Genomic DNA, 20,152 nt, shown 5'->3' on the forward strand with positions numbered 1-20,152 from the left:
TGTCCTTGTCGTTCAGCCCGCGGCCGGCAGTTCGCGCCTGGAGAACAGGCGCCCCACCAGGCCCCATGCCAGCAGCGCCAGCGCAGCCGTGGTGATGGTGCCGACCAGGCCGTTGGCGAAGAACACGCCCATGGCGCCGTCGGACAGCAGCATGCTCTGGCGGAACGCGTCCTCGGTCTTGTCGCCCAGCACCATGGCCAGGATCAGCGGTGCGATCGGGTAGTCGAGCTTCTTGAACACGTAGCCCAGCACCCCGAAGGCCAGCGCAATGTACACGTCGGACATCTTGCCGCTGATGGTGTAAGCCCCGATCAGGCAGACCACGATGATCAGCGGCCCCACCACCGCGAACGGCGCGCGCAGGATGGACGAAAACAGCGGGATCGTCGCCAGCACCAGCACCACGGCCACGATGTTGGCCACGTACATGGACGAGATCAGGCCCCAGACGAACTCGGGCCGCTCGATGAACAGCATGGGACCGGGCTGCAGGCCCCAGATCATGAGACCGCCCATCATCACGGCCGCCGTGGCCGAACCCGGCACGCCCAGCGCGAGCATGGGCAGCAGCGCCGAGACGCCGGCCGAGTGGTCGGCCGCCTCGGGCGCGACCACGCCGTCGGGCTCGCCCTTGCCGAAGTTGGCGCGGCGCTTGGAGAAGCGCTTGGCCAGCCCGTAGGACATGAAGGACGCAGCCGTCGGCCCCCCCGGCGTGATGCCCATCCAGCAGCCCACGATGGTGGAGCGCACCAGCGTGACGGCATGGCTGGGCATCTTCTTGGCGGCATCCCAGACCACGCCCCAGCTCATGCGCGCCTTCAGGCCGTTGAACTTCAGGCCCTCCTCGATCGTGACCAGCAGCTCGCCGATGCCGAACAGGCCGACCACGGCCGCCAGGAAGGAGATGCCGCTGACCAGCGTGTCCGAGCCATAGGTCAGGCGGATCTCGCCCGACACGGTGTCCATGCCCACGGTGGCCAGGATCAGGCCGACCAGCAGCGAGGCCAGCGTCTTGAGCGGCGAGCCGCCCGAGACCAGGTAGCTGCAGAAGGTCAGCAGGTAGACCGCGAAGAACTCCGGCGGGCCGAACTTCAGCGCGAAGTCGGCGATCGCATTGGCGATCAGCGTGACCACGATGACGCCGGCCATGGCGCCGAAGCCGGCCGCCAGGAAGGCCGTGGCCAGCGCCTCGGGCGCGCGCCCGTTGCGGGCCATCGGGTAGCCGTCGAAGGTGGTCGCCACCGAGGACGGCTCGCCCGGGATATTGAACAGGATGGAGGTGGTCGATCCGCCGAACAGCGCGCCCCAGTACATGGACGAGAGCAGGATGATGGCGGACACCGGGTCCATGGTGAAGGTCAGCGGCAGCAGCAGCGTGACGCCGTTGGGCGCGCCCAGGCCGGGCAGCACGCCGACCAGGATGCCGAGCAGCACGCCGCCGGCCATCAGCAGCACATGGTGCAGCGTCAGCGCGGTCTCGAAGCCGATGGCGAGGTAGTTGAGTTGGTCCAGCATGGCGAAGCGATCAGGCGGCGGTGCGCAGGGTGTCGAGCCAGTCTTCGAGCGGGCCGCGCGCCAGCGGCACGCCGAACCACAGTTCGAACACGGCGTACAGCACCACGGCCGCGCCAAAGCCGATCAGCAGCGAGCGGCCCCAGCCGAAGCCGCCGTGCACGCGGCACATGTACAAAAGGAACAGCGCCGAGGCGAGGTAGAAGCCCAGGAAGGGCGCGGCCAGGGCCAGCACCACCGTGGGGCCGAACAGCGAGAACACGCGGCGCAGCTGCGTGCCGTCGGCAAAGGGGCCCTCCACCGGTTGGCGCACGGCCTGCACCAGCAGCAGCAGGCTCACCACCAGCAGCAAGATGGCCAGGCGCAGCGGGAAGTAGCCGGCCTGCGGGCCGGTGTCGCCCCAGCCCGAGGCCAGCTGCAGGCTGCCGTAGATGACGACCGCCGAGAAGGCGGCGAGAAGCCCGGCCATGGTCACTTCCATGGCCTGGCGGCGGATCGAGACCGGCATGTTCAGTCCTTGACGAGCCAGTCGTCCTTGGCGAACTGTGCTTTGTTCTTGGCCGCGTCGGCGGCGATGTAGTCCTTGAGCTTGGCGCCTGTCAGGAACATCTCGGTCTGCAGGCCACGGGCCAGCCACTCCTTGAACTCGGGCTTCTCGCGCACCTGGGCCATCACGTTCTCGTAGTACTTCACCTGCTCGGGCGTGAGGCCGCCGGCGGCCCAGACCGTGCGCGGCATGTTGAAGGTGTCGATGGCGATGCCCGACTCCTTGCAGGTCGGCACGTCGGCGAAGCCCTTGCCGCCCTGCACCTTGCCGTCGATCTTCAGGCGTTCCTTGGTGAACACGCACAGCGGCTGCACCTTGCCGGCGCGCCAGTGCGAGACGTTCTCGGACGGGTTGTTCAGGTTGGCGTCCACATGCCCGCCCGACAGCTGGGCCGCGACCTCGCCGCCCGACTTGAACGGCACATAGGTCATCTGCACGCCGGTGGTCATCTCGATCTGGCGCGTGAGGATGTGGTCGGTGTCCTTGGACTGGGCGCCGCCCATCTTGATGCCGTTCGGCTTGGCGCGCGCCGCATCGATGAAGCCCTTGGCGTCCTTGTACGGGCTCTCGGCGTTGGACCACAGCAGGAACTCGTCCGCCGCCATGATGGCCACCGGCGTCATGGTCTCGATCTTGTAGCCCACCTTGGTGATCATGGGCATCAGGTAGGCCAGGTTGGTGGAGAACACCAGCTTGTTCGCATCGCCCTGCGAGGACTGCAGGTAGACCATGGCCTCGGAGCCGGCGCCGCCGCCCTTGTTGGTCACGATGATGGGCACGGGCATCAGCTTGTGCTTCTGCACAGTGGCCTGCACCACGCGGGCGAACTGGTCGGTGCCGCCGCCGGGGCCGGCGGTCACGACGAACTCGACCGGGCGGGTCGGCTTCCAGTCGGCGGCCAGGGCCGGTGCGGCAGCGGCGAAAGCGCCGGCCACGGCGGCGGCCATGGCGAGGGTTTGGAACGGGGTGCGCATGTTGGTGTGTCTCCTGGTGAACGGGTCAGCGGGCGGGAAAGAAGGCGGCGTCCTGCTGCTGGCGCAGGCGCAACAGTTCGGAATCCGGATCGATGGCGATGTCGTCGAAGCAGACCAGCTGGCCGGCGGCGATGTCGCGCACCAGGCGGTGGTTGCCGACCAGGTAGAACGGCGCGGGCGTGCCGGCGGCCAGCGGCGCGGCCGGCACCAGTTCGGCGGTCATGCCGTCGATGGTGTGGTGGTGGCCGCCCATGGCCAGCACCGTGCCGGCCGCAAGGGCCCGCGTGCTGCGCGCCACCAGATCCAGCCGCGGCTGCGGCATCTGCGCGCCGCTGGAGACGCCCAGCACGGCGGCATCGAGCACGCTGGTCATGGCCTCCAGGCCCAGCAGGTGGCGCGGGATGTAGACCATGGCGCGGCGCCGGTCGCGGCTCAGCACATGGCCCTTGCCCAGCAGCAGCTCCCAGGTCGGTGCGTCGTCGCAGCCGATCACCACGAACACGCCGCCGGCGAAGCTCAGCTCGTCGGGCCGGCGCAGGCAGTGGAACACGTCGATCGCACCGTCGCGTGCGAACAGGCCACCGTCGGCCTGGCTGGCGAACAGGTCGGGCACCTCGGCCGGCCGCGCGATCGGCGCGTGCAGCGGCGAGACGTCGGCCATCAGGCCGGTGCTGTTGGCCACCACCTGCAGTTCGCAGAGGTCGGGCACGGCGCGCTGCGGCAGCGCGGCGCAGATCTCGGCACGGGCCTGCACGCGCGCGCCCACGGCGGCCTCGCCCAGGCCGAAATGCGCGCCGAAGCCCGGCACGGCGACCGCCTGGCCATTGCTGTGCATGGTCTCGGTGGCGGCGTCGAACACGAAGTCGTACTCGCTGGACTTGCCGGCCGACAGCACCGTGAAGCCCAGGGCCTGGGCCCAGGTCACGAGGCCGATCAGCAGCGCCGGCTGGTCGCCGTCCACCGGCGTGACCACGCGGCCCTTGGCGCGGGCCAGGCGCGACAGCTCGGGGCCGACCACGCTGTCCACCTCCTTGGAGGCCAGCGCGACATGCAGGCCGGCCTCGATCGCGAGGCGCGCATGGCGCGCACCGGCCTCGGGGTGGCCGGTGGCTTCCACCATCACCTGCAGCGGCAGGCCGAGCACGGTGGCCACGTCGCCGGCGGCAATGCACAGGCCCTGCTCCCAGGCCGCAGCGGCCTCGGCCGGCGTGTGACACTGCGCCACCTTGTCGGCCGCAAGGCCGATGGCAGCGAAGGCTTCGGCCGCGATGGCCGGCGTGAGATCGACAGCCACGCGGGTGCTGACGGTGCGCACGCGGGTCGACTGGGCCAGGAAACTGCGGCCGAAGCCGCCGCTGCCGACGACGCACACCTCGATGGGCTGGGTGACGCCGGCGTATCGGTGAAGATGGTCCATGTGAATGCAGTTGGCGCGCCGAACAACGTTTCGGGCGCGCCGGGAAGAAGAATAGCGGTAGTTTGCATGCACTTTGCACATTAAATCCGAGGGAAAACCCTTGGTTTGGCAATTCCAGACGTCAAAGTGCATGGACTTGGAGGTACAAGACGGATGTGGACATGGAACAAGACACCCAGGTGACGGCCCCGCGCAAGGCGGCGGGCCGGGATGGCATGCGGACCGAGCAGGCGGCCGCCCGGCTGCGCACGCTGATCGTCGCGGGCGCGCTGACGCCGGGGCAGCGCCTGTCCGAGCGCGTGATCGCCGAACAGCTGGAGGGCGTCTCGCGCACACCGCTGCGCGAGGCCTTCAAGATCCTGGCGGCCGAGGGGCTGCTGACGCTGGAACCCAACCGCGGCGCCGTGGTCACGGCCCTGTCGCTGGCCGAGGTGGAGGCCGCCATCGAGGTGCTGATCGGCCTGGAGACCATGGCGGCGGAGCCGGCCTGCGCGCACGTCACCGATGCCGAGCTGCAAGCCATCGGCGCGCTGCATGCGCGCATGGTGGCGGCCCATGCGGCAGGCGACCTGATGTCCTACTTCGAAATCAACCAGGCCATTCACCAGTGCATGGTGGATGCCGCGCGCAACCCGGTGCTCTCGCGCATCTACGCGGCCGAGTGCGCGCGCATCCGGCGCTACCGCTACGCCGGCAACCAGCAGGCCGGCCGCTGGCGCCAGGCCGTGCAGGAGCACGGCGAGATGCTGGCCGCGCTGCGCGACCGCGCCGGCCCGCTGTTGCGCGAGATGCTGCGCAAGCACCACAAGGGCGGCTGGGCCGTGTCGCGTCTGGTGCTGCAGGAAGACCCGCTCACCAATGGCGCGCAGACCGCCAGGCCGGCGCGGCGGCGGCCGCGCGGGGGCAGCGCGCCCTCCTCCGCAGCCGCCTGAGCGCACCGTTGCCGCGCCCCGCGGTAGCGCCCTTGGCGGTCGCGCCCGTCCCGTGCCGTCCTACAGACGCACCTGCGCCGGTACCGCAGACTGCCCGCGACTGACGGCACAGGCCAGCCTGTGCCGTCCCGGACCGCGGTGTTGCCATGGGCTCGGCCGCGGACAGAAGCACCCCTCTTGGAACGGGAAGGCCATGGCAGTCCACAAAACGGCACCAGTGCGGGTGGCCGACACCGCAAACGGTGACATCAGCAAGGAAGGGCACAACATCTTCTTTGCCGCCGTGCAGACCACGCGCATGCCCATGCTCGTGACCGATCCGCACCGGCCGGACAATCCCATCGTCTTTGCCAATCCGGCTTTCCTCGAAATGACGGGCTACTCGGCCGGCGAGATCATCGGCAGCAACTGCCGCTTCCTGCAGGGGCCCGAGACCGACCGCGCGATCGTGACGCAGGTCCGCCAGGCCATCGCCCAGCGGCGCGAGATCGCGGTGGAGCTGGTGAACTACAAGAAGGACGGCTCGGCCTTCTGGAACGCCTTGTTCATCTCACCCGTGCTCAACGAGTCCGGCGAGCTGACCTACTTCTTCGCCTCCCAGCTCGACGTGAGCCGGCGCCGCGACGCCGAGGAAGGCCTGCGCCAGGCGCAGAAGATGGAGGCGCTGGGCCAGCTGACCGGCGGCATCGCGCACGACTTCAACAACCTGCTGCAGGTCATGCTGGGACACATGGACATCGTGGAACGCGCCCTCGCCGCGCCCCGGCCGGAGCGCGACAAGATGGCCCGCAGCCTGGCCAGCGCGCGGGTTGCCGCGGAACGGGCCAGCACCCTCACGCAGCAGCTGCTGGCCTTCTCGCGCAAGCAAAAGCTCCATGGCCGGGTGGTGAACCTCAACACCTTCGTGGAGTCGACGCTGGACCTGGCGCGGCAGTCGCTGGCCGGCGCAGCGCTGCGCGTGGACCTGGCCAGACCCCTGTGGAACAGCCGCATCGACCCGACGCAGATGGAGGTCGCGTTCCTCAACATCTACCTCAATGCGCGGGATGCGCTGCAGGGGCGGCCCGCGCCGCAGTTCAGCATCCAGACCAGGAACGTGGAGGTCGAAGCCAGTACCCAGGCCAGCTTCGACGAACTCCTGCCGGGACGTTACGTCAGCGTGTCCTTCACCGACAACGGCGTGGGCATGCCGCCGGCCGTGGCAGCGCGCGTGATGGACCCCTTCTTCACGACCAAGGAGGAAGGAAAAGGGACCGGGCTCGGCCTGTCCATGGTCTACGGCTTCGCCCGGCAATCGGGGGGCATCGTGCGCATCTACTCCGAGGACGGCGTGGGCACCACCGTGCGCATGTACTTTCCCGCGGCCGACGAATCGGCCGAACGCGAGGCGCCGCAACCCGTGCAGCCAAGGCGCCGCGGCTCGGAGCGGCTGCTGATCGTGGACGACCGCCAGGACGTGGCCAACCTGGCCCAGCTGATGCTGGAGGAATACGGCTATAGCGCGCAGGTGTGCTACAGCGCCGCCGAGGCGCTGTCCATCCTGGAGCAGCACCGCTTCGACTTGCTGCTGACCGACCTCGTGATGCCGGGCGGCATGAACGGGGTGATGCTGGCCCGCGAGGCCAAGCGGCGCTGGCCATCCATGCAAAGCCTGTTGATGACGGGCTACGCCGAGAGTTCGATCGAACGCACCGACGTGGGCGGCAGCGAGCTGCCAGTCATTTCCAAGCCCTTCCTGCCGCAGGACCTGGCCCGCAAGGTCCGGCAGGTGCTCGACGGCCCGAGCGGTGTCGAGTAGGCCGCAGGCCCGGCACGGCCGCACTACCATGCCGCACCGGCCGACCCGCCCGGCACCGGCAGACCAGCCACGGAAGCGCCCTCCATGAATGCAACACGCAGCGGTGTTCCGCACAGCGACATGTCGCTCGAAGACCGCGAGGAGCAACTGCGGCTGGCCGTCGACGCGGCCGAAGTCGGCCTGTGGGACGTGGAGGTCGTCACCGGCACGCTGTACTGGCCGGCGCGGGTCAAGGCCATGTTCGGCATTTCTGCCGATGCGCCGGCCACCCTGGATGACTTCGTCTCCGGCCTGCATCCGGAGGACTGCGACGCGGTGCTCCAAGCCTTCGCCGACGCCCAGGACCCCGCGCTGCGCGCGATCTACGACGTGGAGTACCGCACGGTCGGCAAGGAAGACGGGGTGGTGCGCTGGGTCGCCGCCAAGGGCCGGGGCCTGTTCGACGAGGCCGGCATCTGCAGGCGGGCGATCGGCACGGCCATCGACATCACCCGGCGCAAGGAGGCCGAAGCCCTGCAGCGCATCGCGCAGCAGCGCCTGCACCTGCTGGACCGCATCGAGCGCGCCACCCGAACGCTGACCGATCCCGGCGAGGTCATGCAGGTCACCACCCGGCTGCTGGGCGAACACCTGGATGCGACGCGCTGCGCCTACGCCGACGTGGCGGCCGACAACAACCGCTTCACGATCCGCAGCGACTGGTCGCGCCCCGGCGTGCCCTCCAGTGTCGGCGTCTACACGCTCGACCTGTTCGGGCCGCAGGCCACCTCCAACCTGCGCAACGGCCGGCACCTGGTCGTGCACGATGTCGATGCCGAGCTGGGCGACGAAGGCGGCGGCCGCATGTTCAACGCCATCGGCATCAAGGCCATCGTCTGCGCCGGCCTGGTCAAGGCCGGCCGGCTGGTGGCGATGATGGCCGTTCACCAGGCGCATCCGCGCCGCTGGACCGAGGACGACCTGCGCATCATCACGGACGTGGTCGACCGCTGCTGGGTCCACATCGAGCGGGTGCGCGACGCCGCGGCCCTGCGCGACCAGGACCGCCGCAAGGACGAGTTCCTGGCCACGCTGGCGCACGAGCTGCGCAACCCCATTGCCCCGATGCTGTTCTCCCTGGCCCTGCTCCAGCGCACACAGGTCGCCGAGGACCAGGCGCGCTCGCGCGCCGTCATCGAGCGGCAGGCCAGGCACCTGGTGCGGCTGATCGACGACCTGCTGGACGTCTCCCGCATCAACCGCGGCCTGGTCGAACTCAAGCGCGAGGTCGTCGCGCTGGGACCGCTCGTGGCCCAGGCCCTGGAAGCCGTCACGCCGGCCATGGAGCGCGCCCGGCACCGGCTCTCCGTGCAGATTCCGGAGGCGCCCGCATGGATCGACGCAGACCCGGCCCGCGTGGTGCAGGCCGTGACCAACCTGCTGACGAACGCCGCCAAGTACACGCCCGACCAAGGCGAGATCCGCCTGTCGGTCAGGGTGGCGGACGGGAAGGCGCACATCGCGCTGGCGGACAACGGCCTGGGCATCGACCCGGGGGACCACGACCGCGTCTTCGAGATGTTCACGCAGTTGCCGCACACCGGCAAGAAGGCCCATGGCGGGCTGGGCATCGGCCTGTCGCTCGTCAAGCGCCTGGTGGACATGCACGGCGGTGCCGTCGGCGTGCGCAGTGCCGGGCTCCACCAGGGCAGCACGTTCTGGATCGAACTGCCGCTGGCGGCAGCGCCACAGGTTGCCGCGACGGCAGCGGGCAGCCGCGGCACCGTGCAGCCCAAGGGGCGCGTGCTGGTGGTCGAAGACAACGTCGATGGACTGGCTGCACTGGTGGAACTCATCGAAGCGGAAGGCCACGCCGTGCGGGGCGCGCCCGACGGCCCCCGTGCGCTGGAAACCGCCGCGCAGTGGCCGCCGGACATCGTGCTGCTGGACCTGGGGCTGCCGCAGATGGACGGCTACGAGGTGGCGGCACGGATGCGCCAGGACCTGGGCCTCGCTCAGGCACGCATCGTGGCGCTGACCGGCTGGGGCACCCAGCGCGACCGCGAGAGAACGGCGGCGGCCGGCTTCGACGCCCACCTGACGAAGCCGGTGGCGCCCGACGACCTGCTCGAACTGCTGGGCCGCTGGCTCACGCCGCAGCCACCGGCACGCAGCACGCTGCGCCACGACGGGTCTGCATGAAGCGTCGCGTGCGGGTGCTGGTCTGCCTGGCCGGTTCTGCCGGGGCGGACGTGCCGTGGTTCACATCGTCGGCAATCGCAACGATCCAGACGCCGACACCACCGGCGTGAACCCGATCGCGGTCGCGCGCGCGGCAGGCCGCGCTGCGCCCGCGCCGCGGCGTCCGCATGTCAGCCGTTCTTCACGCCAAGCATGCGCTCCTTCAGTGCATTGCTCCTTCTCAGCACCCTGTCCGCATAGGCCACCGCATCCGCCGCACTGTCGTAGGCCTGGCCCGCGAAGGTGAACTGCCGCCCGTTGAAACCGACGCCCAATCGGTGCACCTGCGCGGCCAGGTCCGAAGGCGGCGCGGCGCCGGCGCTCGAAGGCGCCGGCGCGCTGGCCTCGGGGGCGTCCAACGGCGCGTTGTCAGGCGCTGCGCTGCGGCCCGCCAGCGCATCCCGGCCCAGCGCCTCCCTGCTCCGGACACCGAACGCGTAGTACCACGTCGCAATGACGTCCAGGATCGGGATGCATGCAGCGATCAGCAAAGCATGCAGCAGATAGTTGTTGAGTTCCATGTTCGGCTCCATCGGCTGCGGACAGCCTGGCCCCATGGTGCGCCTGAATCGGTCGGCACGTGTCCGCGCGCATTGGCATTGTCCGCAGCATGGTCGGCCTGTTCTCTTGGGATGCCAGGCCGTGCACGCCGAATGTTCGCTACCGCACCGACGGGACCGTGCGCCGGCCCCAAGCTGTCGCTTCATCGCTTGGCCGGGTTTGCGCGTCTCATGGCGCGTGTCGCCACCTCCTGAGACCGGTCCGCACGGGCGGTGCACGCGCCGCGCGCAAGGCGGTTGGCAACACCTGCCCGGCTTGCTCAGCGGCGCACCGATTCACCGCACTGGGTACTTGCATGTCTCGATTCGCTTCACAGAAACTCTCTTCCGATGCCATCGGCCGCGACGCCGCGCAGATGGCCGCGCACATGCTCCAGTGCAAGGCAGCGCGTGGCGACTGGTTCGGCCTCGCCGGCGCGCTGCAGCGTGTGTCGGTTGCCACGGCAGGGCGCCTGGTCACCGTGGCCTGCCTGGGGGCCTTGCTGCTCGCCGCGCTCGCCGCCTTCCGTTGAGCCGACGCCGTTTGACGCGTCCTTTGATCGATGGCCTGCCCGGCCTCAGCCGCTATGCGCGTGACTTGCTGGACAGAACTTGTGTCCCCGCGGCCGTCCATGTGCGTGCCGAATTGTTCGGCGTGCAGCGCTTCGCCGAGCACGGCCACAGCCTCGCCCATGCGCAAACGGTGTACCCGCCAGGCAAGGTGCCGCGCGGCACCGGGTTCTTCCCGCGGGTCGCCGAGAACCTGGGTGCGCTGCGCCGCGCCTTCGACTACATCGCGCTGACATCGCAGAACGGCCACTACATCTCGCCCGCGGCCGAATGGCTGCTGGACAACTTCCACCTGGTCGAAGCCCAGTTGCAGCAGATCCGCGAGGGTGTTCCGCGCCGGTACTACGCGCAGCTGCCCAAGCTGTCCGCACCGCCGCTGGCGGGCCTGCCGCGTGTGTATGGCATTGCCTGGGCCTACGTAGCGCACACCGACAGCGTGCTCGACCAGGCGCTGTTCACCGGCTTCCTGGAGGCCTACCAGGACGTCGCCGAACTCGGCACCGGCGAACTCTGGGCGCTGCCCACCACCTTGCGCGTGGTGCTGCTGGAGAACCTGCGCCGGGTGGCGCAGGGCATCGCCGAGAGCAAGGTGGCACGCGAAGTCGCCCATGCGGTCTGGGATGCAGCGGCGGATCTCTCGTTGCCCCAGCTCGACGCGCTGCTCGCCGGCATGGAAGGGATCGGACAGCGCGCCGCCTATCTCACGCAGCTGTGGCAGCGCCTGCCGGTCGAGCGCGGCGACGACCCACCGCCGGTGCGCGACTGGACCGAGCGCCACTGCGGCGACGGCCCCGCGCTGCTGGCCCGCGTACAAGGCGAGCAGGCGTCGACGAACCTCACGGTCGGCAACATCATCACCACCCTGCGCCTGGTCGGCCAGGTGGAATGGGCCGACCTCATCGACCCGATCAGCCGCCCGCTGCGCGTGCTGCGGCAGTTGCCCAGCTTCAGCGAAGAAAGCGAGCGCACGCGCCAGCAGATCACCGGTGCGCTGGAGCAGCTGGCGCGCAACAGCCGCCAGACCGAGCGCACGGTGGCGCAGGCGGTGGTGGAGCGCGCCCTGGCCGCCGGCCGGGCTGATGGGGCCGTCGAGGACAGCAGCCGCGCGGCAGCGGCCACCGCGGGCTACCACCTGTTCGGCGACGGCCGCGCTGCGTTGCTGCAGCAGCTGGCGCCGCCGCCAGCCGGCGGCACGGGCCCCCGGCTGCGCTTGCGGTTCGGATCCGGTGCCACGCTGGCGCTGTGCCTGCTCGTTGCCACGGCAGGCACCGCCCTGCTGCTGGGCCTGGGCTGGCACCGGCTGCAGCCCGGCGACCCGGCCGCGCCGCCCTGGTTGCTGGCAGTGGCGGCCGTGCTGTTCGCCATGCCCCTGTTCGAGGCGGTGATGGCGTTGTTGCACCGGCTGGTGGCCGAATCCGCGCGCGTCGAGCCGCTGCCCCGCCTGAGCTTTGCAGACGGCATTCCGCCGCTGCACCGTGTGCTGGTGGTGGTGCCGGCGCTGCTGGGCTCGCCGGCTGCAGCGGCCGAGCTGGCGCAGGCACTCGAACGCCATTGGCTGGCCAACCGGGAAACCCATGCCCAGTTCGCGCTGCTGACCGACTGGCCCGATGCCGACACGGCCTCCCTGCCCGCCGACAAGGCGGTGCTGGACACCGCGCTGGGCGAGATCGCCGCGCTCAACCGGCGCCATCCTCCCGGGCCGGGCGAGCCACCGCGCTTCGCGCTGTTGCACCGGCCGCGCCGCTGGTGCTTCACGCAGCAGCGCTGGATCGGCTGGGAGCGCAAGCGCGGCAAGCTGGAGATGCTGATGCGCCTGCTGGCCATCGGGGAAGACCGTGGCTTCTTTCCGCTGGCACCGGGCCAGCGCCTGGCCGAGCGCATCGCCTACGTCGTCACGCTGGACAGCGACACCATCCTGCCGCCGGGCACGCTGCGTGAACTGGTGGCCGTGGCGGCGCACCCGCTCAATGCGCCGGTCGTCGACGCGCACACGCGGCGCATCACGGCCGGCTTCGGCATCCTGCAGCCGCGCATCCTGGCGCCGCTGCCGGCGCGGGCCGAACGCTCGCCCTTCCACTGGCTGTTCGCCGGCCAGTGCGGCATCGACCCCTACAGCGCCGGCGCGTCCGACATCTACCAGGACCTGTTCGGCAGCGGCTCGTTCAGCGGCAAGGGCCTGCTGCACGTGCGGGCCCTGCACGCCACGCTGGACCGGCGCCTGCCCAACGACGCGGTGCTGAGCCACGACCTGCTCGAAGGCACACTGGCGCGCTGCGCGCTGGTCAGCGACCTGGCGTTCGTCGAGGCGCATCCGCACCACGCGGGCGTGGCCGCGGCGCGCCTGCACCGCTGGATGCGCGGCGACTGGCAACTGCTGCCGCTGATGCGGCAGGCCCGGCACTTCGGCATCGACGCGCTGGGCCTGTGGAAGATGGCGGACAACCTGCGCCGTGCGCTGCTGGCCCCCGTCTGCGTGGCGCTGCTGGTGCTGGCGCTGTTCACGCGCGCGGTGCCGCTGGGCTGGGCCACGGCCTGCGTCGCGGCCGCCTTCGCGCTGGGACCGCTGCTGGGGGCGCTCGCGGCCCTGGTGCCCACGCGCCGCGGCATCGCATGGCGCCACTTCTTCGCTGCTGGCGCGACCGAACTGGCGCGTGCCGTGGGCGGCGCGGCCTGGCAGTTCGTGCAGCTGGCAGCCCAGAGCCGCCTGTCGCTGGATGCGGCGCTGCGCTCGCTGTGGCGGCTGACCGTCAGCCGGCGCCGATTGCTGGAGTGGACCACCGCCGCGCAGGCGCAGGCGCAGGCCGGCCAGGGCCTGGCACCCTTCCTGCGCATCGACGCGCTGCCCACGCTGCTGTGCCTGGCACTGGCCGCGGCGGCGGCGGCGCGCGGCCCGCACCCGCTGCTGGGCCCGCTCATGCTCGGCCTGTGGGCCTGCGCGCCGCTGCTGGCCTGGTGGGGCAGCCGCGTGCCCACCGGCCCGGCCCCTGCGCTCACGCCAGCCGAGCGGGCCTACGCCGACACGTTGGCCCGCGACACCTGGCGCTTCTTCGAGCAGGTGGTGGGCCCCGACGACCACCACCTGCCTCCGGACAACCTGCAGATCGATCCGCAGCCTGTGCTGGCGCACCGCACCTCGCCGACCAACATCGGCATGTACCTGCTGGCGGCCTGCTGCGCCGAGCGCTTCGGCTGGATCGACCGCGACGCCCTGGCCCAGCGCCTGGCAGCCACGCTGGACACCGTGGAACGCCTGGACAAGCACCGCGGCCATCTCTACAACTGGTATGAGACCCGCACGCTGCAGGTGCTGGCGCCGGCCTACGTCTCCAGCGTGGACAGCGGCAACCTGGCCGGGCACCTGGTCGCCGTCGCGCAGGCCTGCCGCCTGCTCGCCAGCGACGGGCATGACAGCGCTGCGGTGCTGCGGGCGCAGGCCCTGCGCTGCGAAGCGCTGTGCGCCGCCATGGATTTCCGCGGCCTGTACGACGGCAAGCGCCATCTGTTCCACATCGGCCTGCGCGCCGACGACAACACGCTCGACGCCGGCTACTACGACCTGCTGGCTTCGGAAGCGCGCCTGCTGAGCTTCCTGGCCATCGCCAAGGGCGATGTGCCGCGGCGCCACTGGTCGGCGCTGGGGCGCGTCTTCCTGCCGGTGGGCATGCGCGCGGGCCTCAAGTCCTGGTCGGGCTCGATGTTCGAGTACCTGATGCCGCTGCTGGTCATGGACGAGCCGCGCGGCAGCCTGTTGCGCGGGGCCAGCGGTGCGGCGGTGCAGGCGCAGCGCGCGTTCGCGCGCGCCCGTGCCCTGCCCTGGGGGGTGTCGGAATCGGCCTATGCCGCACGCGACCACTCGCTGGCCTACCAGTACGCACCGTTCGGCGTGCCGCGGCTGGCGTTGCGGCGCACGCCGCTGGCCGAACAGGTGGTGGCGCCCTATGCCAGCGTGATGGCGGCCATGGTGGCACCGCAGGCGGCCCTGGCCAACCTGCAGCGGCTGCAGGCGCTGGGCGGGCGCGGCGACTTCGGCTTCTTCGACGCACTGGACTTCACCGCCGCGCGCCAGCTCGCGGGCCAGCCCGTCACGGTGGTGCGCAACTTCATGGCGCACCACCAGGGCATGGCGCTGGTGGCACTGTGCAACCTGCTGTGCGAGGCCGCGCCCAGGCGTTGGTTTGCGGCTGCACCGCTGGTGCGGGCCCACGCGACGCTGTTGCACGAGCGCACGCCGCGCCAGATCATCGGCAGCGCCGATCCACGCACACCGCCCGAACCTCAGGGCCAGGAGGCGGCTGCCGCGTTCCGTTCGCGCAGCATCGACCCGAGCGTGCGCGGCTTCTTGCCCACGCAACTGCTGTCCAACGGCCGCTACACGGTGGCGCTGCGGCCCACTGGTGCCGGCGTGAGCCGCTGGCGTGCGTTCAACGTCAGCCGCTGGCGCGACGATCCGCTGCGCGACAGCCACGGCAGCTTCCTGTACGTATGCGAGAGCGGGCGTTTGGCCCCGACATCGCTGACCGCGCTGCCGGCGCCGGGCCAGGGCTGGGTCTACCGCAGCCTGTTCCTCGCCGACCGGGTGCAGTTCGATGCCCAGGGCGACGGCCTGCGCCTGCGCACCCTGGTGCTGATCAGCCCCGAGGACGACACCGAGCTGCGCACCGTCACCGTCCACAACGAGGGGGCGGTCGCGCGCACGCTGGAACTCATCTCCTGCTTCGAACCCGTGCTGTCCAACCCCAAGGCCGACGAAGCGCACCCGGCGTTCGCGAATCTCTTCGTGCGCGCGCACTGGAAGCCCGAATGGCAGGCGCTGCTGCTCGAGCGCCGGCCGCGCCTGCCTGGCGAGCCGGTGGTGGCCGCCGCGCATTTCCTCGGCGCGAGCGAGGGCCGCATCCTGTCGGTGGACTGCCTGACGGACCGCCGTGCGTTCATCGGCCGCAACCGCACGCTGGCCCGGCCGGCGCTGCACGCGCAGCCCAGCGGGGCCGACGGCCAGCCCGGCACCGGCCTGGACCCGATCGCCGGCCTGCGCGTGCGGCTGAGCATCGGGCCGGGCGCCACGGCCAGCCTCACCTTCGGCACGACGGCCGGCGACAGCCTGGAGGGCCTGTACCCCAGCATCGACCGCTACCTGCAACCCACCCAGGTCGAGCGGGCCGCGCGGCTGTCTGCCACGCTGGCGCAGGTGCGCCTGCGCGACCTGGGCGCCGATCCGCAGCGCGACTTCGCGCTGCAGGACCTGACCACCATCCTCACCTACACCACGCCGCGCGCCACGCGGGAGCGCGGCCTGGTCGACCTGCGCGCGCTGTGGCGCTTCGGCATCTCCGGCGACAAGCCCATCGTGCTCGTGCGCATCCACGGTCCGCTCGGCATGGGGCTGCTGCATGCCCTGTTGCGCGCCCAGCCCTGGTGGGGCTTCGGCGGCGTGGCCTGCGATGTGGTGGTGCTCAATGGCGAGCCCGATTCCTATGCCATGCCGCTGCAGCGCGGCATCGAGGCCTTGCGCAGCGCGGTGGCGCTGCAGGTGCGCCACAGCTTTCCGCGGGAGGACGCAGCCGACTTCCATCTGCTGCGCGAGCGCGAACTCACGCCGCGCGAACAGGCGGCGCTGGCCGCGCTGGCACGGGCCGTGTTCACGGCCGACGGCCGGCCGCTGGAGCTGCAGGTGGCCGCGCTGCGCGAGGCTGCTGAAAGCGCCGCCCCCGACCAGCAAAGTGCGGCGACGGGCCTTGCGCTGCCCTGGCTGGTGGCACCGGTGGCGACACCGGCGGCCACGCCGACCTTTGCATCCAGCGGCGAGTTCGACGTGGCCAGCGGCGAGTACCGTGTCGACATCGGCGCCGACCAGCCCACGCCCAGGCCCTGGGTCAACGTGATCGCCAACAGTGGCTTCGGCTTCCAGGTGTCCGAGTCGGGCGTGGGCTACACCTGGGCCGTCAACAGCCGGCTGCACCAGCTCACGCCGTGGTCCAACGATCCGGTGTGCGATACCGCCTTCGAGCACTACCTGCTGCAGGACCTGGACACCGGCGCGGTGCTGCCGCTGCTGCCGGCGAACGCCGACCGCCAGGCCGTGCACCGCGTGCAGCACGGCCAGGGCTACAGCATCTTCACGTGCCAGCACCAGCAGCTGGTGCTGCAGGCCACCTTCTTCGCCGACCGCGACGATGCCGTGAAGCTGGTGCAGGTGCGCGTGCGCCATACCGGCAGCGGCCGACGCCGGCTGCGCGTGCTGGCGCTGGCCGAATGGCAGCTGGGTGCGGCGCGCGGCCAGCGCCGCACCGTGCACACCTGGAAGCCGGACGCGCTGCCCGCCGTGTTCGCGCAGCAGCGCGAGTCCAGCGCCGGCTTCGGTGGCGCCACCGCCTTCCTGATGCTGACCGGGCTGGGCGGCCTGCAGTGGAGCTGCGAGCGCGGCGCATTCTTCGGGGCCAATGGTGCGTTGGAACTGCCGGAACGGCTGGCGCAGCGCCAGGGCAGCGGGCTGGATGCGTGCGGAGCAGTGGCCGCCGAGACCGTGCTGGAAGCCGGCAGCGAGGTCGTGGCGTGCTTCGTGCTGGGCCATGCCGGCACGGCCGACGCCGCCATGGCCCTGGCCCGGCGCTGGCAGCACCAGGACGTCGCGGCGGCACTGGCGCGCGTGCGCGGCTTCTGGGACGGGCTGCTGGGCCGCGTGCAGGTGCGCACGCCCGACCCGCTGTTCGATGTGCTGGTCAACCGCTGGCTGCTGTACCAGACGCTGTCGTGCCGCATCTGGTCCAAGGCCGGCTTCTACCAGGCTGGCGGCGCCTCCGGCTTCCGTGACCAGCTGCAGGACGCGATGGCGTTCGCGCTGTGCGAGCCGGACCGGCTGCGCGCGCAGATCCTGGCCTGCGCGGCGCGCCAGTTCCCCGAGGGCGACGTGCAGCACTGGTGGCACATGCCGGGTGGCGCCGGCGTGCGCACGCATTTCTCGGACGACCTGCTGTGGCTGCCGCTGGCGTGCACGCGCTATGTCGAGACCACCGGCGACGCCGGGCTGCTCGACCTGCAGGTCGCCTTCATCGACGGCCCGCCAGTCCCGCCTGGCGCAGAAGACCTCTACGCCACCCCGACCCCCAGCGCGGTGACGGCCAGCATCTACGAGCACGCCGCGCGCGCGATCGACAAAAGCCTGGCCACGGGCGCGCATGGCCTGCCGCTGATGGGGTCGGGTGATTGGAACGACGGCATGAACCGCGTCGGCCACGCCGGCCGTGGCGAATCGGTGTGGCTGGGGTGGTTCCTGTGCAGCGTGGTCGAGGGCTTCGCACCGTACGCCGATGCGCGTGCCGACCACGCGCGGGCCCGGCGCTGGCGCGTGGCACGCGCGGGCTGGATCACGGCGCTGCACGGCGCCGGCTGGGACGGCGCCTGGTTCCGGCGCGCCTTCTTCGACGACGGCACCCCGCTCGGATCGAGCGCCAACGCGGAATGCCGGATCGACCTCATCGCGCAGGCCTGGTCGGTGCTGTCGGGCGCTTCGCAGCCGCGCTACACCCAGGCTGCCATGGCCGCGGTGGAGGCCGAACTGGTCGATGCCGACGCCGGGCTGCTGCGCCTGCTGCACCCACCGTTCGCACAGTCCACGCCGAACCCTGGCTACATCCAGGCCTACCCGCCCGGTGTGCGCGAGAACGGCGGACAGTACGCGCATGCGGCCGTGTGGGCGCTGATGGCCCAGGCCGAGCTGGGCGACAGCGCAGCCGCCTGGCGCAGCTGGCGCGGGCTCAGCGCGGCGCACCGCGCCGCAGACGCCGAGCGCGGCCCGCCCTATGAACTCGAGCCCTATGTGATGGCAGGCGACATCTACAGCGCGCCGCCCTACGTCGGCCGCGGCGGCTGGAGCTGGTACACGGGATCGGCCGCCTGGATGCACCGCGCGGCGGTGGAGACGCTGCTGGGCCTGCAGGTGCGGGGCGAACGGCTGCGCCTGACGCCCTGCGTGCCGGCAGACTGGCCGGGCTTCGAGCTGGCGCTGCGGCTGGGCGCGCACCGGATCACGCTGCAGTATGCAAGGGAGCCTGCAGTGGCTGCGGCGCCCGTGCAGCACCTCGCGGCGGGCGAGTGGATCGACTGGCGCCAGTTGCCCTTGAGCGCCGTGCTGCGGATCGATGCGGTGCCACCTGCGTGATGCCGGTTCAGCGCGGCACTGCCTGCCCGCGCTGCCGCACGCGGCGCACCAGATCTTCCACGATGTTCTCCATGTCCACCTTGTTGTGCCTGGCGGCGCAGGCGATGGCTGCGTGCACGCCGGCATCTGCGCATGGCACATGCAAAGACCGCTCCAGCGCACACACCAGCTTGAACCGGTGGATCAGGTCCGCGTCGCTCAGCATGCGCACGTCCGTGCCCACTGGCGCAGCGGCGCCGTCGCTGGCGGCATCAGTGGCCGGGCTGCACATCTGCGCTGGCGGGCTCGGCCCGGTTGTCGATGTCGTTTCGCATCCAGTCGGTCAGGTAGGGCAGCGTGCCCTTCTGCAGCCTGGACTGCACCATCACGACCGCAGCGTCATGCATCAAGCGGGGAATCTTGCGGTGCCGCAGATAGCGCTGGATCAGCACCCGCGCGGCGAGTTCGGTATTGGACATGGACACCCCTTGGCCGGTTCGGAGACTCCACCGTAGCGCGTGGTGCCCCTGCGTCTGTGCGGCATCGCACAGGGTGTATGTGCGGCGGCGTACAGATGGGCCGGCGCCGCGGGCGCAGCATGGGTAGAGGAACCGTGTTGGCCCTCGAGGTCCGGTCGGATGTCGTGTCTTCGCCTGTGGCGGCGGCTTCTGCCGCGCCTGCTGCGAAGCTGGCCCGCTCAGGCCGCACGCGATGCTGAGCCTGACCGTCGTGTCGCAGACGCCGGGGAGCATGTCTCCTTGCAGTGCCGGGGAGCATGTCTCCTTGCAGTGCCGGGGAGCATGTCTCCTTGCAGTGAAAGGGAAGAAGATGTCGACAGAAGCGTACTTTCATGGCGATTCCGGCACGGTCCGGTTCTGGGTGCAGCTGGACCAGGCGCCGATTGGCGCCATGGTGAGGAAGGAAACACTGCACTACCGCTACCGCCCGCTGGCGGTGAACGACGATCCCCTCGAGACCTACCGTGACAACGCTGCAGAGATCGACAGCGCCGTGCGCCGCCGCGTGGCCGCAGGCTCGGCAGAGCCCATCCTGCTGCGCGATGCAGACATCGCGCCGCGGCCAGGCGCCGGCACCGGGCGTTAGCGCGGCAGGCCGTGCGACAGCATGCCATCCAGCAGCAGTTCGCGGTCAGGTCACTCCCGCGCGGCTCGGCATGCCTGCCTGTTCATGTGGGGTTGCCCTTGGTCGCGTAGCGCCGATGGTCGTTGGAGCCCGGCCGCACGGCCGGTTCGGCGGCTGGAATGTAGGGCAGCCGCATCGCGCTGTTGACGTGGGTTCTTGGCAGCACCGTGGCGGGCCGCGCTGGCCCCAGCGGCATGTCGGCCTTCAGTCGTGTAGATGTCATCGTCGTTCCAGTGAGTCCGGTGCAGGCCTGTTCGACCCACCGGAACATCGTGCACTTCCGCGCCTGGCGCCAGGCGTGCGGTACCCGACCGACCCGACGTCGGACGGCGCGCCGTCTGCGCCGGCATGCGGCGACAGTGGGCG

The 20,152-nt window shown here is 70.9% G+C and carries 14 protein-coding genes; 6 read left to right on the forward strand and 8 right to left on the reverse strand.

The window, feature by feature from the left end:
* Positions 1-12 precede the first annotated feature (12 nt).
* The 4 genes from ASF45_RS19070 to ASF45_RS19085 are packed head-to-tail and all read right to left on the reverse strand — an operon-like array spanning position 13 to position 4,450.
* Complete coding sequence (locus ASF45_RS19070) at positions 13-1,512, reverse strand: tripartite tricarboxylate transporter permease (protein WP_056666984.1); 1,500 nt, start codon at positions 1,510-1,512, stop codon at positions 13-15.
* A 13-nt stretch (positions 1,513-1,525) separates the two neighbouring features.
* Positions 1,526-2,020 carry a tripartite tricarboxylate transporter TctB family protein gene (locus ASF45_RS19075; RefSeq protein WP_056666174.1) on the reverse strand — a complete coding sequence of 165 codons (495 nt, stop codon included), beginning with the start codon at positions 2,018-2,020 and terminating at the stop codon, positions 1,526-1,528.
* 2 nt (positions 2,021-2,022) lie between these two features.
* On the reverse strand, positions 2,023-3,033 hold the full coding sequence (locus ASF45_RS19080) for a tripartite tricarboxylate transporter substrate binding protein (RefSeq protein ID WP_056666180.1): 1,011 nt from the start codon (positions 3,031-3,033) through the stop codon (positions 2,023-2,025).
* Between the two features lie 25 nt (positions 3,034-3,058).
* A complete protein-coding gene (locus ASF45_RS19085; protein ID WP_056666182.1) occupies positions 3,059-4,450 on the reverse strand; it encodes an NAD(P)H-dependent oxidoreductase in 1,392 nt (463 codons plus the stop codon).
* 161 nt (positions 4,451-4,611) lie between these two features.
* On the opposite strand from ASF45_RS19085, the gene ASF45_RS19090 reads away from it, so the two are divergent.
* The 3 genes from ASF45_RS19090 (at position 4,612) to ASF45_RS19100 (ending at position 9,361) form a co-directional block, all read left to right on the forward strand.
* The gene (locus tag ASF45_RS19090; protein WP_063887722.1) at positions 4,612-5,382 is read left to right on the forward strand and encodes a GntR family transcriptional regulator; all 771 of its coding nucleotides are present in this window, start codon (positions 4,612-4,614) and stop codon (positions 5,380-5,382) included.
* Positions 5,383-5,575: 193 nt separating this feature from the next.
* Positions 5,576-7,180, forward strand: coding sequence for a hybrid sensor histidine kinase/response regulator (locus ASF45_RS19095; protein ID WP_056666186.1), 1,605 nt, complete (start codon positions 5,576-5,578; stop codon positions 7,178-7,180).
* Positions 7,181-7,264: 84 nt separating this feature from the next.
* Complete coding sequence (locus ASF45_RS19100) at positions 7,265-9,361, forward strand: ATP-binding protein (protein WP_082551131.1); 2,097 nt, start codon at positions 7,265-7,267, stop codon at positions 9,359-9,361.
* 170 nt (positions 9,362-9,531) lie between these two features.
* On the opposite strand, the gene ASF45_RS19105 is transcribed toward ASF45_RS19100, so the two are convergent.
* Positions 9,532-9,921, reverse strand: coding sequence for a hypothetical protein (locus ASF45_RS19105; protein WP_056666192.1), 390 nt, complete (start codon positions 9,919-9,921; stop codon positions 9,532-9,534).
* Between the two features lie 335 nt (positions 9,922-10,256).
* Between ASF45_RS19105 and ASF45_RS36545 the strand changes: the two genes are divergently transcribed.
* Together ASF45_RS36545 and ASF45_RS19110 are read left to right on the forward strand one after the other, a co-directional pair.
* A complete protein-coding gene (locus tag ASF45_RS36545) occupies positions 10,257-10,472 on the forward strand; it encodes a hypothetical protein (protein WP_063887723.1) in 216 nt (71 codons plus the stop codon).
* A gap of 11 nt (positions 10,473-10,483) precedes the next feature.
* Positions 10,484-18,664, forward strand: a complete 8,181-nt coding sequence (locus tag ASF45_RS19110; protein WP_056666195.1) for a GH36-type glycosyl hydrolase domain-containing protein — start codon at positions 10,484-10,486, stop codon at positions 18,662-18,664.
* 7 nt (positions 18,665-18,671) lie between these two features.
* On the opposite strand, the gene ASF45_RS19115 is transcribed toward ASF45_RS19110, so the two are convergent.
* Together ASF45_RS19115 and ASF45_RS19120 are read right to left on the reverse strand one after the other, a co-directional pair.
* The gene (locus ASF45_RS19115; RefSeq protein ID WP_156473093.1) at positions 18,672-18,869 is read right to left on the reverse strand and encodes a hypothetical protein; all 198 of its coding nucleotides are present in this window, start codon (positions 18,867-18,869) and stop codon (positions 18,672-18,674) included.
* Between the two features lie 46 nt (positions 18,870-18,915).
* Entirely contained in the window at positions 18,916-19,122 is a 207-nt protein-coding gene (locus ASF45_RS19120) for a hypothetical protein (RefSeq protein ID WP_056666200.1), read from the reverse strand.
* 349 nt (positions 19,123-19,471) lie between these two features.
* Here ASF45_RS19120 and ASF45_RS19125 point away from each other — a divergent pair, with 349 nt between their 5' ends.
* Positions 19,472-19,747: a DUF1488 family protein gene (locus ASF45_RS19125; RefSeq protein WP_056666203.1), complete on the forward strand. Its 276-nt coding sequence runs from the start codon at positions 19,472-19,474 to the stop codon at positions 19,745-19,747.
* A gap of 82 nt (positions 19,748-19,829) precedes the next feature.
* Here ASF45_RS19125 and ASF45_RS35460 read toward each other — a convergent pair whose 3' ends face one another.
* Entirely contained in the window at positions 19,830-20,009 is a 180-nt protein-coding gene (locus ASF45_RS35460) for a hypothetical protein (RefSeq protein ID WP_156473094.1), read from the reverse strand.
* Between the last annotated feature and the right edge of the window lie 143 nt (positions 20,010-20,152).

Source organism: Pseudorhodoferax sp. Leaf265, assembly GCF_001422365.1.
Taxonomy (GTDB): Bacteria; Pseudomonadota; Gammaproteobacteria; order Burkholderiales; family Burkholderiaceae_C; genus Pseudorhodoferax.

Bases quoted from the DNA above. Each gene is read 5' to 3' on its own strand.
- ASF45_RS19075 (WP_056666174.1), bottom strand. From the start codon at position 2,020: ATGCCGGTCTCGATCCGCCGCCAGGCCATGGAAGTGACCATGGCCGGG.
- ASF45_RS19080 (WP_056666180.1), bottom strand. From the start codon at position 3,033: ATGCGCACCCCGTTCCAAACCCTCGCCATGGCCGCCGCCGTGGCCGGC.
- ASF45_RS19085 (WP_056666182.1), bottom strand. From the start codon at position 4,450: ATGGACCATCTTCACCGATACGCCGGCGTCACCCAGCCCATCGAGGTG.
- ASF45_RS19090 (WP_063887722.1), top strand. From the start codon at position 4,612: ATGGAACAAGACACCCAGGTGACGGCCCCGCGCAAGGCGGCGGGCCGG.
- ASF45_RS19095 (WP_056666186.1), top strand. From the start codon at position 5,576: ATGGCAGTCCACAAAACGGCACCAGTGCGGGTGGCCGACACCGCAAAC.
- ASF45_RS19100 (WP_082551131.1), top strand. From the start codon at position 7,265: ATGAATGCAACACGCAGCGGTGTTCCGCACAGCGACATGTCGCTCGAA.
- ASF45_RS19105 (WP_056666192.1), bottom strand. From the start codon at position 9,921: ATGGAACTCAACAACTATCTGCTGCATGCTTTGCTGATCGCTGCATGC.
- ASF45_RS36545 (WP_063887723.1), top strand. From the start codon at position 10,257: ATGTCTCGATTCGCTTCACAGAAACTCTCTTCCGATGCCATCGGCCGC.
- ASF45_RS19115 (WP_156473093.1), bottom strand. From the start codon at position 18,869: ATGCTGAGCGACGCGGACCTGATCCACCGGTTCAAGCTGGTGTGTGCG.
- ASF45_RS19120 (WP_056666200.1), bottom strand. From the start codon at position 19,122: ATGTCCAATACCGAACTCGCCGCGCGGGTGCTGATCCAGCGCTATCTG.
- ASF45_RS19125 (WP_056666203.1), top strand. From the start codon at position 19,472: ATGTCGACAGAAGCGTACTTTCATGGCGATTCCGGCACGGTCCGGTTC.
- ASF45_RS35460 (WP_156473094.1), bottom strand. From the start codon at position 20,009: ATGACATCTACACGACTGAAGGCCGACATGCCGCTGGGGCCAGCGCGG.